A 17,397-nucleotide genomic window follows, 5' to 3' on the forward strand; every position below is an offset into this window, starting at 1 on the left:
GCCGTTGTTCGACTAACGAAGAAACAGCAAGTTGTGCAATGACTTTTACACTCTCCCCCGCCAAGGCTCTTTGAACGGCTTCCAGCTTCAATTCTGAAGAATAGCTTTTATAAGTTCTTTGTTTTTTCGACATGTTCATCGGCTCCTTCCTGTCTTCTGTATGGACATCTTTTTCCCGATTTATACATGTCTACTTTTAAAGGCTCACTCCAGTCAGTCCACCCGAACCCTGACCGGCTTTATCTTATTCCACATCATCCATATGCAAGATGGAATTAAGCGAAATTGCTAAATCTGGATACAAAAAAGACGTTAAAACATCTTTCGGGCCGAATACTGCGCGTTTTTGAAACCGCCCGTCTTCTAAGCCGATGACTTCAATCGTCCGATTGCTTGGGTCGACCATCCAATACTCTTTCACGCCGTTTGTTTCATATAAATAATATTTTTGATTTCGATCTTTAATTCCTGTGCTAGCGGATAACACTTCGATCACGAGATCGGGTGCGCCTTGTACTCGCTTTTTCTTCAGTTGATTTACGTTGCAAATGACGAATAAGTCTGGCTGTACAACGGTTTGCGCTTCTTCTTCATTGTTATCTGTATCGAATTGCACGTCAAATGGGGACAAGATGAGGTGGCATCCACGTGCTTTGAAGTAAGGAGCTAAGGCGAGATGCAGTTCGCCGACGACATATTGATGAATATACGAAGGCGATGCAAGCAAATAAGGGACACCGTCAATCAGCTCCCAATTTCCTTCCCATTGCTGAATATCTTTATATGAATACATACGACCGTGTTGTGCTTTTTCCATCTCTCCCACATCCTTTTTTCTACATTATATCATAATGAGAAAGTACTTTTGACATACGACGAAACCGACACTTCATTTGTTTTGTCTGGACAAATTTCGACAAAATTTTGTCTTTATATTTGCTATAGTAGAATTAATATTGATCGTAAAGGGAGATGGACATGATTCGTAAGTTGAATAGCGCAGATCATCATGTTGTGTTTTCTTTTTTAAGGCAGGAGCCTTCATTGAATCTTTTTATTATCGGTGATATTGAAGCGTTTGGATATGAGCAAGAGTTTCAAGAGCTGTGGGGCGACTTTGATGAGAATGGCGAGTTGCGAGCTGTATTGTTGCGATTTTATGATTCGTATATTCCATATGCTTCGGGGGAGTTTGATATAGAAGGATTTGCGAAAATTATGAGACATGCTGCTCAGCCTGTTCGACTCTCAGGCAAAACCGAGCTTGTCGCAAAATTTGAACCTCTCTTATCACTTGGAAAAAAGCGTGTCACGTATTTTTGTGAATGTAACGAAATCACATTTCCAGGAGCGGAAAACCGATATGAAATAAAACAAGCAACGATTGATGATGTCGATCGAATACTTGAATTGCGCAATCGTATTGCCGAATTTTCGGTGCCCCCTTCATCGCGTGATATGCTTGTCAAATCGTTAGAAACAAATACAGGGCGTGTGTACTATATCGAGGAAGATGGTCGCATGGTGTCGTCTGTTGCGACAACTGCAGAAAATACGCTATCTGCGATGGTTGTCGGCGTTTGCACAGATCCGAATGATCGTCACAAAGGGTATGCAAGCGAAATTATGAAACGAGTTATCGAAGATTACGTTCGCGCTGGAAAAACGTTATGTTTATTTTATGACAATCCGAATGCGGGACGCATTTATAAAAGACTCGGTTTTTATGATATCGGGATGTGGACGATGTATGGATAATTTCTAGCTATGACATGAAAAGCGTGAAGTTGCCGAGCTTCACGTTTTTCTTTTGTTGTATAGGTGAGCTATAATGGAGAGGTTAGATGAACGGAAGGGGAAGGATTGGTCGGTCATGCACATCATATTATTTGATGGCATTTGTCATTTTTGTAGTGCAACGGTTCGTTTTATTATTGAAAGAGACGAAAAAGCTTATTTTTATTTTGCTTCGTTGCAAAGTGAAGCAGGGCAAGCGTTGTTGAAAAAATATCATATTCCCCAACAACTCGATAGTTTTATATTAATCGATGAATGTACATACTATGTTAAATCTACTGCAGCGTTACGCGTATGCAAACATTTGCGAGGGTTTTGGAAGTACTTATATTGGCTTATTCTTATCCCTTCTCCTATTCGCGATCGAGTATATGATTGGATCGCGAAAAATAGGTATCGTTGGTTCGGAAAGAAGGATTGCTGCTTTGTTCCGACAGAGGATATAAAGAAGCGCTTTTTATAAGGAGCTGTTGTCAGCAAAGGAGGAAAAATGATTCAAGGAGAAAATTTGTTGCTTGTAGCAAGTTTGGTTATGACATATTTATTTTTTTATTATGGTGTGTTCGTTTTAAAAGCGGAACGACGCATGATGGATGTTATTTTTAACAGTTTCATATATGGCTTAGTCATATGGAAATTGAGTTACGGTATTGTACATCCAAACATGGTGCTGGAAAATCCGTTAACGCTTCTTTATTTTAACGGTGGCGTTGTTGGACTTGTTTTAGCGGCTGTGTTTATTGTTTTTTATACATATTGGCATTTGAAAAAAGAGCATATTTCGTTCGACACTTATATACGTGTAGCTACCCCGATATATTTTGGATATTGGATTGTATTTCTTTTATGGAAGGGAAGTGGATTTCCAGAAGATCGCTTTATTTGGCTACAAGCTGTCGTCGCTGTTGTTTTCTTTATCGTTTCTTCACGTATGAAAACGACGAGAAAGTTATGGCAATTGCTTATTTCGTTCCATATTCTCGTCTTCATCTTCTCATCCATATCGGATATGACAAAAGAAGCAACTTCACAGCAAGCGATTTCGAACATTGGAATTGATGTAGGAGAAATTGCCCCTGATTTCGAGTTAATGACATTAAAGGGTAAGAAAATGAAGCTGTCTCAATTTCGCGGGAAGAAAGTGATTTTAAACTTTTGGGCATCATGGTGTCCTCCATGCCGTGCGGAAATGCCAGAGATGCAACGATTTTATGAACAGTATGGACAACATGTCGCGATTGTAGCGGTCAATTTGACAAATAAAGAAAAAAATCATCAGGCTGTCGAGACGTTTATTAACGAAAAAGGAGTATCATTCGATATTATGCTTGATGAGCAAGGGACGGTTAGTAAAACATATGAAGTGATCACCATTCCGACTTCGTATATCATTGATGAACAAGGAGTCATTCGTAGCAAACATGTCGGTCCACTTTCATATGATATGATGAAACGAACCGTTTTGTCGGAATGAGGTCGCATGTTGAGCGAACAGCTATTATATCTGTTCGCTCATTTGTTTTTTCGATTTTCTATTTGCCATTTGGGCATATAGTTCAGGAAAGCTGCAATGGGATGCAATTGACTCAATTAATATTTGTTTTGTGTCTCTCTTTTGTAATTTCATATTCATTTGTAATCCGATCTGAAGTAGTTGTTCTTTTTTGAAAGACATTAAAAACGTTGTTGCCTCTTCTTTGTTCATGTTTTTCATTTGTTTTATGACGTTTGCATAGTCCGTTACGTTTGTGGTTTGCTTTTTTCGTGTTTGATTTTGCAACTTTGCAGAAAGATCATCGAGCATTTCTTCGACTGTACAATGCTCATAATGTTTTAAAAGAACGAGTGTTTTTTCTAACATATGCGTTAATGTGTTTACGTTCATACAACAATTCCCCCACCAATTCGGTTTAAAAATTCGAGCGTCATTTTCTTCACACATTCACTTTGTTTCCCTTGATGGTTTTCAACAGCAAACACAGGATAACTGAGCATGGATGCGCGCGTGATGGCGTCACCATATGGTAAATAGCTGTTAAATATCATGTCAGACGAAAGCGTACGTTTTAATGTAGTGATCATATTTTCCTGTGTTTGTTTTGGTTGATTTCCGTATTCGCGAATGAAATTGAGGACGATTCCGATCAGTTTTGTATGGCTATATTCTTTTGAACTCGACTGAAATCTTTCGTTTAACTCATCGACTTTATTTTTAATGGCTGAGATACCGTATGAAGAAAGACGATCAGGAATCGCGGGAATTAAATAGTAATCGCTTGCGTACAGGGCGTTTTGCGTAATGTAATTTAAATTCGGTGGACAATCGATAAAAATAAAATCATATTCATGTTTTATCGTGTTTAAAATATGGTGTAGCATTTGAAATTTATAAATGTCCGAACCAAATAAATGTTCTTTGAAATATGGCCTTGAGTAAACGGCAATATCCATGTCTGTATGGATAAGTTCAGCGTGTGCTGGAAGCAAATCAATATGTTCATACACTTTCTCATTTTTACTTCGCACGCACGCTTTTAAAATAAAGTCGTCCACATCTACTTGTGGATGCTCATTTTTCAAGTAATGTTCGATTAAATTTTTCAATGTGCCGATCGGAGGTGTTTTATGATAGGCTAATTGTTCAAACCGTTCGGGTGTTAAACATGAAATAGAGAGGTTACATTGTGCGTCTGCATCTACTAACAACACTTTTGGTTGAGCATGTTCAAAACCAAACAGTTCTAATTCGTCGGATGATAAATGTTGTAGTCCTGTCGCTAAATGATGAGTGACGGTCGTCTTTCCCACCCCGCCTTTCCAGTTGATAATACTAACGACTTTCGCCTGTTGCTCCATGATGATCGCCTCCTGTTGCATATGGACGATTCATGTGTATGAGAAAAAGTGCAAAGTTATGACGAATTATTTGCGTAATATTAGGATGATGGACATATTGTTTTGTGTCATAATGTTGATAGCAGAAGATGAGAGATGTAGCGAGGAGGAACACTTATGGAAGTTTTTGAACAATATTTAGCAAAGATTGATCATGTCGACCATCGCAACCGAGTAGAGGAAATTTTACGGTGGGTTTGTGATACGTTCCCACAGTTACAACCGCAAATCAAATGGAATACACCTATGTTTACCGATCACGGGACATTTATCATCGGCTTTTCTACAGCCAAACACCATGTGAGTGTGTCACCTGAAGAAGCATGCATGGCTCATTTTGCTGATGAAATTGCCCAAGCTGGTTATAGCGCGACGAAAGGATTGTTTCGCATCCCGTGGGATAAGCCAGTAAATTATGGATTGCTGAAGAAAATGATTGCTTTTAATATCGAAGAGAAAGCGGATTGTACAAGTTTTTGGCGAAAGTAGAAAACACTCGAATACATATACAGTACCTATTGGAGAGAGGAGTGGAAATGGCCTATGTTTTGGATTTTAAAGGGGCTTTTGACTGTTCATGATAAATGTATAAATATTTATAAAAATTTTGTAAAAATCTGGTGACCATTTTATGTGAAAAAAGTCAAAAAGGGGCTGGGAGAAGATGATTCGCACGTATAAAGTCATGCTTCTGCCCAACAATAAGCAAAAGACGAGGACTATTGCGGAAGTACGAAAAGAATAAAGTTGAAACAGAGGGAGGTGAATACCGTTACAGAAAAACGGAAAACATCAAGAAACTTGACTTCGGAGCGCCAAGGAAACGAGAGTAGCTTTTCGCGAAATCGGGCGCGATGAACAAGGAAGGAAACAGTCTTGTAAGTTTTCTGTAACGGAGTATTAGAATAAAACTATATAAATGTGCTTTCAAACTTTAGCACCTTTATTTTTTATGGAGTAACTATTAGTTTGAGTTTTATTGCTCGATGGAATAATCTAATGGAAGCAAGCATTTCTCTAAAAGGGGAATGCTTTTTGTTTTGAAATAAAAAAATAACCTAAAACAATAATTATTTATTGTAAAACGATAAATAATCGATTAAAATGAAATGGAAATTGTAGAAGTGAGGTGCTTGTTGTGAAACGAGAGACACTTTTTTTGAAAATCGCTCTTTTTATAATCGGGGCTCCTGTTGCTATGTTATGTGTATTTGTCTTGCCTAAGTTTCCTAACTTTTATGCGGAGTGGTTGCCGGAACTGGCGTATTTACGCTATCCGATCGTCTTCTTTTTTTATGTGACTGCTGTTCCGTTTTTCTTTGCGTTATATCAGGCGTTCAACATTCTCACTTATATTGACAAAAACGAAGTATTTTCTGATTTATCGGTAAAAGCGCTAAAGCATATCAAACATTGCGCGGCGTCCATTAGTTTGTTGTATGTTGCAGGCATGCCGTTTTTTTATCTTACCGCCGATTTAGATGACGCCCCAGGGATTATCATCATTGGCTTAATGGTTGTGTTTGGAGCGTTGGTCGTCGCGGTGTTTGCGGCGGTGTTACAAAAGCTTTTACAAAAAGCGATCGAAATCAAATCGGAAAATGACTTAACAATTTGAGGTGGATCACATGGCGATTATTGTAAATCTCGATGTCATGTTGGCGAAACGGAAAATGAGTGTGACGGAATTGTCGGAAAAAGTGGGAATTACGATGGCGAATTTATCGATTTTAAAAAACGGCAAAGCAAAAGCGATTCGTTTGTCGACATTAGATGCGATTTGTAAAGCGTTAGACTGTCAACCTGGCGATATTTTAGAATACCGAAGCGACGATGAGATGTGATAGGGGGCAGCAGCGATGAGAAAAGCATTGATTCAGCTTGTTCATTTTGGCTGGCAACAAGCGTTATCTTGTTTGTTTCCTGTTGTCATTTTTGCCTCGTTAGCCGTGACAAAAATGGTGTCGCTTCCTTTCTTGCCACGGTATGATTGGCTGCTTATCATTTGTCTTTTCATGCAATGGTGGATGGTGCGTGCGGGACTAGAAACACGAGATGAGCTAAAGGTGATTACGATGTTTCACCTTATTGGGCTTGCGCTAGAGCTATTTAAAGTACATATGGGCTCTTGGGCGTATCCAGAAGCAGGATATGCGAAATTTTTCGGTGTGCCTTTATATAGCGGGTTTATGTATGCGAGTGTCGCTAGCTATCTTTGCCAAGCATGGCGGCGATTAAAAGTGGAGCTCGTCAAATGGCCGCCATTTTCAATCGTTGTTCCACTAGCTGCGGCGATTTATTTAAATTTTTTTACCCACCATTATTGGTTTGACGTCCGTTGGTGGTTAATCGGACTTGTTATGTTCGTTTTTTGGTCGTCATCCGTCATATACGAGGTGAATGGAACGCGTTACCGCATGCCGCTTGTTGTTTCATTTCTTCTCATCGGGTTTTTTATTTGGATTGCGGAAAATATTGCTACGTTTTTTGGTGCTTGGCAATACCCGAACCAAGTGGATACATGGAGTATTGTTCATCTCGGAAAAGTGAGCTCATGGTTTTTATTAGTCATTGTTAGCTTTCTCATCGTTGCGACGTTAAAACAGGTAAAAGGGAACATTCCGCAGACAACAATCATAGCGGTTAAGACGAAGGTATAGGCGTCTCATGTATAATGAGATGCTTTTTAATTTCAGCTTGAAATTTTTGTATGGTTGTTATAATCTGAATATTATCATTTTATTGGGGTTTGGAGAAAGAACAGGGGGGATAAGTTTGAAACGTATTCATTATAGCTGGGTCATCTTATTTGTTGTTTTTTTCTCGATTCTTGTTGCAGGCATTGTCCGATCTGCGTCAGGTGTGTTTATCGTTCCGTTTGAAATCGATTTCGGCTGGGAACGTTCGACGATATCTTTTGCATTCGCACTTAGTCTTTTTTTATATGGTATATCAGGTCCGTTTATGGCCGCTTTAATAGAGGTCATAGGATTAAAGAAAATGATGATATCAGCAATGACCATGTTATTAGTTGGGGTCTCGCTCACCTTAGTCATGTCAAAGCCGTGGCAGCTGATTTTCATTTGGGGAATCATGATTGGATTAGGATCTAGTTTGTTTTTAACAGTCTTAAGCTCGCACGTTGTCAATCAATGGTTTGGAAAAAGAAGAGGGCTTGCGTTAGGCATTTTAACGGCTAGTACAGCGACAGGGCAATTAATTCTTTTACCATTGTTAGCGATGCTGGTGGAATCATATTCATGGAAGTGGGCAATTGGTCTCGTTTTTATTCTTGCATTTACGATGCTTTTTGTCATCGGATTGTTTATGAAAAACTCTCCAAAAGAAATGGGAATTTTGCCGTACGGTATAGAGCAAAATATGGATGTTAACGAAAACAAACAGACAAAAAATCCGATTACGATTGCATTTCACGCATTATTGGAAGCAGTGAAAGTGAAGGAATTTTGGTTGCTAGCAGGAAGTTTTTTTATTTGTGGGCTGTCAAGTAGTGGGCTCATTGGTACGCATTTTATTTCCTACTGCTTAGGTTTTGGTTTTACAGCGGTAGCTGCTGCTTCTATGCTTTCGTTAATGGGGATATTTGATCTTGTTGGTACAACATTGTCTGGCTGGCTATCTGATCGATTTGATAATCGTTGGTTATTATTTTGGTATTACGGATTGAGGGGACTGGCGCTATTACTTCTTCCGTTTGCACTCTCAAAAGGTTCCATTGTTTTACTCGTTCTTTTCTCTATTTTTTACGGTTTAGATTGGATTGCGACGGTGCCCCCAACGGTGAACATCTCAAGACAAATTTTTGGTATGGAAAAAAGTGTCGTTGTATATGGATGGATTTTTGCCGCCCATCAATTAGGATCAGCGGTAGCAGCAAGCGGAGCCGGCTGGATGTATCAAACATTTAATTCGTATTCATGGGCATTTACGCTCGCTGGGGTGTTTTGCTTATTGGCTAGTCTGTTTGTTCTTGTGATAAAGAAACAAGAGAGAGAAGAGAGCGCGTATCAAACGCTCAAATTTTAGCGAACAGTCGTTGTTACTGTTCGCTCATTTTTTTGTATGATATTCCTCAACCACCGAACGAACGATATGGAAAGAACTCCATTCGCCTAGGGATAGAAAAGTGATTGGATATTTCTTTGGAAAAAGGGCAGATTGTATTTGTTTTAATGTCGCTCCTTTTTCATACAAATCAACAATTTTTCCTTGAAGTTCTTGTAAATAATGAAGCTTTCGTTGTAAAGCAGTTCGTCCGTCTTTTATATAACCAGCGTGGGCACAAAACATTTCGTCGAAATCGTACGTTAATACTTTTTTTAATGAGTCAATCAAGGTAGAAATGCTTTCTTCGCGCAAGATGACTTTTGTTTTTTCTAGACAGTATAAGTCTCCTGTGAAAAGTTGTCCTGTTTCACGATTGAGAAATGCAAGATGGTCAGCCGCATGACCTGGCGTATGGATGACGTCCCACATCGCACGGCGGGTGGAGAACGTATTTCCAATCGGCTTCGCTTGAAAAGGAGGGCGATTTCCCCAGAAAAACTTGCGGTATATTGGATAATCTGCTCGTTTACGACAATAATCAATCATGGTCTCATTCATATAAATCGGCAGTTGTCGCTCGTTTTGTAAAAACGCAGCACATCCCGTATGATCTTCATGAAAGTGAGTAATCACCGCTTGATCGATGTCTAATGACTTAAAAAAATTTTTAAATTCATTTGCTAATGACGCTGCTCCTGTATCAATCAACACGCCGTCTGTAGCAAAGCAATGCACCGCTAATCGTACCTTCTGAAACGTTAGCGAACCTTTTGCGATATGTACACCAGCAACCGTTTTTTGTTCAAACGTTTTCTTTAATAACATGTTATCTCCCCCTCGTTTTTATTATAACAAAAAAGAATGAATATTCATTCATTTCAGGTTATTTTGTAAAAATAAAAAAGAAGCTGCCTTAAAGCAGCTCTATGAATCAAAAAGTTTTGACCTCGTTAAAAAACGTACCCCTTCCGATCCTTCAAGGGAAAACATACCACCGCGGCCAGGTACAACATCAATAATCAATTGGGTATGTTTCCAATATTCGTATTGCGCAGCGTGCATATAAAACGGGCATCCTCCGATTTCACCAAGCAATACGTCTGAGTCACCGATGATAAACTCTCCTTGTGGATAGCACATCGGTGAACTCCCGTCACAACACCCGCCTGATTGATGAAACATAAGCGGACCATATTTCGCTTTTAGTTTTTCGATGAGCTGTAGCGCAGCATCGGTTGCGATGACTTTCGGTTGCATGTGCACCATCCTTTCAAAAAGCCTTTTAAAAAGGCAGCGCTTTTGAGACGCTGCCTGAATGATTAGAAGAATCCAAGTTTTTTTGGTGAATAGCTAACAAGTAAGTTTTTCGTTTGTTGGTAATGTTCAAGCATCATTTTGTGCGTTTCACGTCCGATGCCTGACATTTTATATCCGCCGAAAGCTGCGTGCGCAGGATATGCGTGATAACAATTTGTCCACACACGTCCAGCTTGAATGCCGCGTCCGAAGCGATATGCAGTATTCACATCGCGCGTCCATACACCAGCACCTAGGCCATATAATGTGTCATTTGCGATTGCTAATGCTTCGTCCTTATCCTTAAATGTCGTCACAGACACAACAGGACCGAAAATTTCTTCTTGGAAAATGCGCATCCGATTATGCCCTTTAAAGACGGTTGGTTTGACATAATAACCACCTTGTAAATCTCCTTCTAACATGTTGCGTTCGCCACCGATAAGAAGTTCAGCCCCTTCTTGTTTACCGATGTCAATGTATGACAAAATTTTCTCTAGTTGTTCGGATGAAGCTTGGGCACCAATCATTGTCGTTGTGTCGAGTGGATTGCCTTGTTTAATTTGTTTTACTCGCTCTAATGCTCGTTCCATAAATATATCGTAAATGGATTCTTCGATTAACGCGCGTGAAGGGCATGTACAAACTTCTCCTTGATTTAAAGCAAACATCGTGAATCCTTCAAGCGCTTTATCGAAAAATTCGTCATCTTTCGCAGCGACGTCTGCGAAGAAAATATTTGGTGACTTTCCGCCAAGTTCAAGTGTGACCGGGATTAAATTTTGAGATGCGTATTGCATAATGAGACGTCCAGTCGTTGTTTCGCCTGTAAAGGCAACCTTTGCGATACGTGGGTTCGAAGCGAGCGGTTTGCCAGCTTCAAGGCCAAATCCGTTAACGACATTGACAACGCCTTTTGGCAGTAAATCTTGAATGAGTTCGATCAGCACGAGAATGGATGTTGGTGTTTGTTCAGCTGGCTTTAGTACAACGCAGTTGCCAGCAGCTAAAGCAGGTGCGAGTTTCCAAGCCGCCATTAAAATTGGGAAATTCCATGGAATAATTTGTCCGACAACGCCGAGCGGCTCCTTGAAATGATAAGAAACGGTATCGTTGTCAAGTTCCGCTAATGTGCCTTCCTCTGCACGAATACAACCAGCAAAATAACGGAAATGATCAATGGCTAATGGGATATCAGCCGCACGTGTTTCACGAATCGGCTTTCCATTTTCCCACGTTTCCGCCACGGCAAGCATGTCTAAATTCTCTTCCATTCGGTCTGCAATTTTATTTAATAGGCGCGCTCGTTCAGCGACAGATGTGCGTCCCCATGCTTCTTTTGCCGCATGTGCAGCATCGAGTGCTAATTCAATATCAGCAGCTTTTGAACGAGGGACCTCGCAATATACTTGTCCAGTAACAGGTGAAATATTTTCAAAATATTCCCCATCTATTGGCGGGACCCATTCCCCACCGATGAAATTTTCATATCTCTTTTTGAATGTAATGAGTGAACCAGGTTGTCCCGGTTGGGCGTAAATCATGTAAATTCCTCCTTTTGTATCCGTTTTCAAATGAAAATAAGTGACCAAGTCTGATATAAAAATATGTGTCGATTTGGTGAAATATGATATGTTTGTTGGGGAAACGTTAGAGAAGTCTCATGTGATGTTATTTTATTGGGAATAAATATATTTGGAATGGTGGAGGTAGAGAAGGGGAGGAACACTTTGTTCACCTCCCGAAACGGATCCAATATTCGTCTTCTTGTGATGCAACAGTACAAACAAACGAGCAGCTTTTATTGCTCTTGTTCAGTTTCCGGGATAAAATGGTTATTGTTTCGTGATGCCACAAGATGAAGCAGGAGTCGAGTTTGTTGTTGATGCGAGGAACCATCGTTATCCTTTTAACCGAATTGTTGGATATCATCAAATAGTACACGTTTAAGTGTTAGTATTGATGTTTTTTGTATTGGGTAGAGCCAGCGCCTATCTTTTCAGTGTACTGGGTTCCTCAGAAGCAGAAAATCACGAATGTTTTTGGGGATATTGTCTAGGCAACATATAGGGATCTTTCAGTAGAAATAATTGAAACAGGCATTGAAGAGGAAAGCAAGAGCAGGGGGAATGTCCTGCTCTTGTCTTTATTAGAATGACGTATCTTCGGTAATTGAAAATATTTTATAAATCTCTGATCTTCTTCCTTTTTCGATTAATATATAAACAACATCATTTTCGCGTAATCTCACGTTTCCTTTCGGGGTAATAATTTTATCATTACGAATAATAGCCGTAATTAAGCAATCCTTTGGCAATGGAAGTTGACTAATCGTCATATTTAGTAAATGTGACTGCTTATTACTGATATGGACTTCAACAATTTCCTTATTTGCTTTCGTCGTTGACATCAGTTCGAGGGAGTGAGCCACTTCCCTCTTTTCTCCGAGTAGCAGTCCTAAATGCTTGGCTAAAAAAGGAGTTGTTGATCCTTGAATAAGGGCGGAAATGAGCACAATAAAGAAAACAATATTAAAAATGAGCTGACTATTTTCAATGTTCGAGATAAGTGGGTAAGTTGCCAAGACGATCGGAACAGCACCTTTTAGCCCAGCCCAAGAAAGGAATAGCTTTTCCTTAATAGAGAAATTCATGTTTATTGTACTTATCATGACGCTAATCGGCCTTGCCACAACAATAAGTAGGATAGCTAGGGCGACGCCTTCCCATGCTACTTTTACTAGTTCATTTGGAAAAACGAGTAGTCCGAGTAAAATGAACATAAATATTTGCATCATCCATGCTAGCCCTTCGTTAAAACGAAAAATAGAATGGCGATAAACGAGTTGTGCATTGCCGACAAAAACGCCCATAATATATACCGAAAGAAACCCACTACCTTTTAGCAGGGCTGCTATACTATAAGAGAGTATCGCAAACGATAAAGATAGAGTGGGGTATAATCCCGAGGAATCAAGATTTATTTTATTCAAACACCACACAGTTAATTTTCCTAATCCAAGCCCAACAAGAATACCGATAACGATTTGCCAAATAAAGCTGAGAAAGGTGTGGGAAATAGTTAGTTCTGGCTGTTGGATAAATGTAATCAAGGAGAGGGTTAAAATAACGGCCATCGGATCGTTCATCCCCGACTCAGCTTCTAGTGTTGCTGAGAGACGGCGTTTTACATTGACGCTTCCTAGCGTAGCAAATATTGCTGCAGCGTCAGTCGAAGAAACGATAGCGCCTAATAGAAATCCCTCGGCCCATGAAACGTGTAAAATGTATTTGGCAAATATGCCTACGCAAATGGCAGTAATTAGCACTCCAAACGTTGCAAGGGAGGAAGCGGGAACTAAAACTTTTTTTAATGTATTCCACTTTGTGTTCATCCCACCTTCAAACAAAATAATGATTAACGCAAAAATGCCAACAATCTGGGTGAGAAAAGCGTTATCATAATATATAAATTTGGATAAAATCATTCCGACGAGTATGTAAAATACAAGTGATGGCACGCCTAGCCAAGAAGAAAACTTCGTTGTTAATACACCGATGATTAGAAGTAATCCTAACAGAAAAATGATGAAATCTGTGAGCAAGCAAGTCACCTCTTTCCATACTTTCTACTTAAAGTTACGACTTAAATTTAAGCTATAGTAAGCGGAATGTCAACGAATATGACTTAAATAACATTTTTTGTAAAAAAAGTGCAAGCTGAGCGCTATCTCTCAGCTTGCATGATGTTTGTATATTCAACAAATTGTTTTGCCTTTTCTTTCATTCCTTCGCTTTGTAGTGTTTTTTGTAATTCATGAGAAATATTCATTGAACAAAATTTTGGACCGCACATCGAACAAAAATGAGCAAGCTTTGCTCCTTCGGCCGGTAGCGTTTCATCGTGATATTCACGTGCGCGCTCAGGATCTAGTGACAAGTTGAATTGATCTTGCCAACGGAACTCAAATCTCGCCTTTGATAATGCATCATCACGCGTTTGTGCGCCAGGGTGTCCTTTTGCTAAGTCAGCAGCGTGGGCAGCAATTTTGTAGGCGATGACTCCTTGGCGGACGTCTTCTTTATTCGGTAGGCCGAGATGTTCTTTTGGTGTCACATAGCAAAGCATGGCCGTACCGTGCCAGCCGATAAGCGCTGCACCGATAGCTGAGGTGATATGGTCGTAACCTGGTGCAATGTCGGTAGTGATAGGACCTAGCGTATAAAAAGGTGCCCCATGACAAATTTCAATTTGTTTATCGACATTTTCTTTAATTTTATGCATTGGAATATGCCCTGGGCCTTCGATCATCACTTGGACATCATGTTCCCAAGCGATTTTTGTCAACTCTCCAAGTGTTTGTAACTCGGCGAATTGCGCCTCATCGTTTGCGTCTGCAATTGAGCCTGGACGTAATCCATCCCCAAGTGAAATAGCAATATCGTAAGTTTTTAAAATTTCGCAAATTTCTTCGAAGTGGGTGTATAAAAAGTTTTCTTCATGGTGTGCTAAACACCATTGTGCCATAATTGAACCACCCCGAGAGACAATACCAGTTGTTCGGTTGACTGTTAGTGGGATATAGCGAAGTAAGACACCTGCATGAATAGTAAAATAGTCTACGCCTTGTTCGGCTTGTTCAATTAATGTTTCTCGGTAAATGTCCCATGATAAGTTTTCGACAATGCCGTTCACTTTCTCTAACGCCTGGTAAATAGGTACAGTTCCAATCGGCACAGGGGAGTTTCGAATAATATATTCTCGCGTCTCATGTATATGCTTTCCTGTCGATAAGTCCATGACTGTATCGGCACCCCAACGAACAGCCCAAAGCATTTTTTCAACTTCTTCTTCTAAGGAAGATGTGACAGCTGAATTTCCGATATTTGCGTTAATTTTCACATGGAATTTACTTCCTATAATCATTGGTTCACTTTCAGGGTGGTTAATATTAGCTGGGATAATTGCTCTTCCTGCTGCAACTTCTTGACGAACAAATTCGGGATCCATTTGTTCACGAATTGCGACAAACTCCATTTCAGGTGTAATGATCCCTCGTTTTGCATAATGCATTTGGGTCACAACTTTCCCTTTTTTCGCACGAAAACGTCTAGGTGAAAAAGGAATGTTTGTTCTCACTAATGAAGGGTTATATTCTTCTACATCGCCACGCTCCGTTATCCATTTTTCTCTTAATTTTGGCAATCCTTTATCAATATTCGGCGCGAAAAGTGGGTCGGTGTATGGTCCACTCGTGTCATAGACTCGAATAGGCTCATTTTCTAGCATCGTTGTACCTGTTTTGGTTGGAGAAAGTTGAATTTCTCGCATTGGCACACGAACATCTTCACGCGTTCCGAGCACATACACTTTTTTACTCGAGGGAAATGGCATTGATGAAAATAAGTCTTTCATTTTTAATCGCTCCTTTTCATTTTTTAGCTGGAGCAACGCCAATACGTAAAAAGATCAGGCTCCATAAAGAGAACCTGATCTTGTCCGCAAATAGCACAAGTAAAGAACACTCGCGCCATCTACTTCCCTACGCTGGCATCACCCAGATCAGGTTCAAAGGGTCAAAGAACTTTTGCGCGTTCTTCTCTCAGTCCAAGCTATTGGACACCCCTAGTAGATGTAAAATTATGAACTTTAAAAATAATTTAGCACATGATAAAAATATTGTAAAGTTATAAATGACAAACTTGTTAAAATGGGGGCATAGTGGACGTACGAACCGATGATTTCGGGATGGAGTTCGTATGTTAGAAGTGCAGTGATAGAAGCATGAAAAAGGGGTGTGTAAGAAAACGGGGGAATGTTCTATCGAAACGTGCTGTGTCTATATGGCGCATATATGAAGCTATTCGTTTCATTATTTTTTCCCTTTTGTACGTAATTGTTAGTTTTTTCGTTTCGACATGGGTCGTTTTGATGTTTGTCTGTTTGTCGATTGTAGATGGCATGTTATTCGTTTTCTTCGTTCCACGCTGGAAATGGGAACGTTGGCGGTATATGTGATACGCGATCAGGAAATCGAGCTTGAACATGGGGTGTGGATTCGTAAGCGTACGCTTATTCCGCTTCGCTGCGTGCAACATGTTGATGTAAAGCAAGGTCCATTAGCAAGAAAGTATAAACTTGCTTCGCTTTATATTTATACAGCAGCAATGGCACATGAAATTCCGTTCCTTGATGAACAAGCAGCAGAGAAGTTGCGTTACACATTTCTTCTTTAGTAAAGGAAGATGAACATGATGAATGAAGCGAAACGGTTACATCCGATTGTGATTGTTATTTACATAACCAAGCGGTTAAAGCATCGTATTCAATCGTTAACAATCTCTCAATCTCGTATGCAACAACGACTCGGATTATGTACCGTACATGCGACGGTCATGCCAGGCATACGTGCAAAAGTTGTTGATGTTGATGAAAGTACAGCAAAAACGATATACGAATGGTTTTTGGGAAATTAAACATAATGTGTCCCAAAAGTACACGTTTTGGGACACACTCACTTTTAAAGGAATGCGTCAATTTCCTGCAACACTTCTCCGATTTTACGACCATGTATAAGCAAATCTGCCCAGTCATCTAATGGCGTCGGTTCCATATTCACAATAACGAGTTTTGCTCCGCTTCGTTTGGCGATGACAGGAAGCTCGTTAGCTGGCGATACTTGTAAAGAAGAGCCGAGTACAATCCATAAATCTGCTCGTTCGGCTGCTGTCCATGCTTGTTCAAACGCATCATACGGCAACGATTCGCCAAATAAAACAACGGAAGGGCGCAAAAAACTACCGCACGTGCACTTCAACTGTTCGTCTACATACCGTTTTGCATCATATGTTTGTTTGCAGTGCGAGCAATGAACGGTTCGCAACGTTCCATGTAATTCAATGACATTTGTACTACCTGCTCGTTGATGAAATCCATCGACATTTTGTGTGATAATTTGATGAATAAGCCCTCGTGTTTGCCAATTTGCTAAAATTGTATGTCCGATATGTGGTTGGCATTCAAGAAGTGTGCGAATACGATATTGATAAAATGCGATAAACTCGTCTCGATTATGTTGCATAGCATACGTACTTGCCAATTGTTGTGGATTTTTCGTGCGCCAAAGTCCTGATTTTGTCGAACGAAAATCGGGAAGTCCGCTCTCTGTAGACATTCCCGCCCCAGTAAATACGACTGTATACGAAGACTCTTTCAACCATCTTTCTAGCATTATCTCCCTCCTCTATAGATCAACAATTACTTCTATGTTCGCCCTGTTCTTCCTTTATTTTCACATATGTTTATGAGAAAAAAAGGACTTTCGATTCATGTGTATAAAAA

The 17,397-nt window shown here is 39.9% G+C and carries 19 protein-coding genes and 1 riboswitch; of the genes, 10 read left to right on the forward strand and 9 right to left on the reverse strand.

The genetic code is table 11. The features are described from left to right. Positions 1-244: 244 nt before the first annotated feature. Positions 245-817, reverse strand: a complete 573-nt coding sequence (locus BO219_RS02335) for a Uma2 family endonuclease (RefSeq protein ID WP_077428216.1) — start codon at positions 815-817, stop codon at positions 245-247. Positions 818-978: 161 nt separating this feature from the next. On the opposite strand from BO219_RS02335, the gene BO219_RS02340 reads away from it, so the two are divergent. From BO219_RS02340 to BO219_RS02350, 3 genes are all read left to right on the forward strand, one after another. Further along, positions 979-1,758 carry a GNAT family N-acetyltransferase gene (locus BO219_RS02340; RefSeq protein ID WP_077428218.1) on the forward strand — a complete coding sequence of 260 codons (780 nt, stop codon included), beginning with the start codon at positions 979-981 and terminating at the stop codon, positions 1,756-1,758. 73 nt (positions 1,759-1,831) lie between these two features. After that, positions 1,832-2,260: a thiol-disulfide oxidoreductase DCC family protein gene (locus tag BO219_RS02345; RefSeq protein WP_077428220.1), complete on the forward strand. Its 429-nt coding sequence runs from the start codon at positions 1,832-1,834 to the stop codon at positions 2,258-2,260. A 27-nt stretch (positions 2,261-2,287) separates the two neighbouring features. Continuing rightward, entirely contained in the window at positions 2,288-3,271 is a 984-nt protein-coding gene (locus BO219_RS02350; RefSeq protein WP_043967033.1) for a TlpA family protein disulfide reductase, read from the forward strand. Positions 3,272-3,295: 24 nt separating this feature from the next. Here BO219_RS02350 and BO219_RS02355 read toward each other — a convergent pair whose 3' ends face one another. Continuing rightward, entirely contained in the window at positions 3,296-3,682 is a 387-nt protein-coding gene (locus BO219_RS02355; RefSeq protein WP_077428222.1) for a hypothetical protein, read from the reverse strand. Then, positions 3,679-4,653, reverse strand: a complete 975-nt coding sequence (locus tag BO219_RS02360) for a ParA family protein (protein WP_077428224.1) — start codon at positions 4,651-4,653, stop codon at positions 3,679-3,681. Before BO219_RS02360 ends, BO219_RS02355 begins: the two co-directional genes overlap by 4 nt. Positions 4,654-4,809: 156 nt before the next feature. On the opposite strand from BO219_RS02360, the gene BO219_RS02365 reads away from it, so the two are divergent. From BO219_RS02365 to BO219_RS02385, 5 genes are all read left to right on the forward strand, one after another. Continuing rightward, positions 4,810-5,181, forward strand: coding sequence for an iron chaperone (locus BO219_RS02365; protein ID WP_077428226.1), 372 nt, complete (start codon positions 4,810-4,812; stop codon positions 5,179-5,181). A 709-nt stretch (positions 5,182-5,890) separates the two neighbouring features. After that, entirely contained in the window at positions 5,891-6,310 is a 420-nt protein-coding gene (locus BO219_RS02370; protein ID WP_255720826.1) for a DUF2975 domain-containing protein, read from the forward strand. Between the two features lie 10 nt (positions 6,311-6,320). Beyond that, entirely contained in the window at positions 6,321-6,536 is a 216-nt protein-coding gene (locus tag BO219_RS02375; RefSeq protein WP_077428228.1) for a helix-turn-helix domain-containing protein, read from the forward strand. Between the two features lie 15 nt (positions 6,537-6,551). Beyond that, positions 6,552-7,352, forward strand: coding sequence for a DUF817 domain-containing protein (locus tag BO219_RS02380; protein ID WP_077428230.1), 801 nt, complete (start codon positions 6,552-6,554; stop codon positions 7,350-7,352). Positions 7,353-7,467: 115 nt separating this feature from the next. Next, complete coding sequence (locus tag BO219_RS02385) at positions 7,468-8,739, forward strand: MFS transporter (RefSeq protein WP_077428232.1); 1,272 nt, start codon at positions 7,468-7,470, stop codon at positions 8,737-8,739. 24 nt (positions 8,740-8,763) lie between these two features. Here BO219_RS02385 and BO219_RS02390 read toward each other — a convergent pair whose 3' ends face one another. From BO219_RS02390 to thiC, 5 genes are all read right to left on the reverse strand, one after another. Then, complete coding sequence (locus BO219_RS02390; RefSeq protein ID WP_077428234.1) at positions 8,764-9,585, reverse strand: MBL fold metallo-hydrolase; 822 nt, start codon at positions 9,583-9,585, stop codon at positions 8,764-8,766. Between the two features lie 99 nt (positions 9,586-9,684). Beyond that, positions 9,685-10,017 carry a DUF779 domain-containing protein gene (locus BO219_RS02395; protein ID WP_077428236.1) on the reverse strand — a complete coding sequence of 111 codons (333 nt, stop codon included), beginning with the start codon at positions 10,015-10,017 and terminating at the stop codon, positions 9,685-9,687. A 62-nt stretch (positions 10,018-10,079) separates the two neighbouring features. Further along, on the reverse strand, positions 10,080-11,600 hold the full coding sequence (adh, locus tag BO219_RS02400) for an aldehyde dehydrogenase (RefSeq protein ID WP_077428238.1): 1,521 nt from the start codon (positions 11,598-11,600) through the stop codon (positions 10,080-10,082). 605 nt (positions 11,601-12,205) lie between these two features. Further along, positions 12,206-13,669, reverse strand: coding sequence for a potassium/proton antiporter (locus BO219_RS02405; RefSeq protein ID WP_077428240.1), 1,464 nt, complete (start codon positions 13,667-13,669; stop codon positions 12,206-12,208). Positions 13,670-13,782: 113 nt separating this feature from the next. Next, on the reverse strand, positions 13,783-15,471 hold the full coding sequence (thiC, locus tag BO219_RS02410; RefSeq protein WP_077428242.1) for a phosphomethylpyrimidine synthase ThiC: 1,689 nt from the start codon (positions 15,469-15,471) through the stop codon (positions 13,783-13,785). Positions 15,472-15,578: 107 nt separating this feature from the next. Continuing rightward, positions 15,579-15,693, reverse strand: a riboswitch (TPP riboswitch). A 377-nt stretch (positions 15,694-16,070) separates the two neighbouring features. On the opposite strand from thiC, the gene BO219_RS14725 reads away from it, so the two are divergent. Together BO219_RS14725 and BO219_RS02420 are read left to right on the forward strand one after the other, a co-directional pair. After that, the gene (locus tag BO219_RS14725; protein WP_230403154.1) at positions 16,071-16,292 is read left to right on the forward strand and encodes a PH domain-containing protein; all 222 of its coding nucleotides are present in this window, start codon (positions 16,071-16,073) and stop codon (positions 16,290-16,292) included. Positions 16,293-16,307: 15 nt separating this feature from the next. Next, entirely contained in the window at positions 16,308-16,532 is a 225-nt protein-coding gene (locus BO219_RS02420; protein ID WP_226373745.1) for a PH domain-containing protein, read from the forward strand. 44 nt (positions 16,533-16,576) lie between these two features. On the opposite strand, the gene BO219_RS02425 is transcribed toward BO219_RS02420, so the two are convergent. After that, the gene (locus BO219_RS02425; protein ID WP_077428244.1) at positions 16,577-17,287 is read right to left on the reverse strand and encodes an NAD-dependent deacylase; all 711 of its coding nucleotides are present in this window, start codon (positions 17,285-17,287) and stop codon (positions 16,577-16,579) included. Positions 17,288-17,397: the final 110 nt, after the last annotated feature.

The organism is Anoxybacillus kestanbolensis, assembly GCF_001996285.1.
GTDB lineage: Bacteria > Bacillota > Bacilli > Bacillales > Anoxybacillaceae > Anoxybacillus > Anoxybacillus kestanbolensis_A.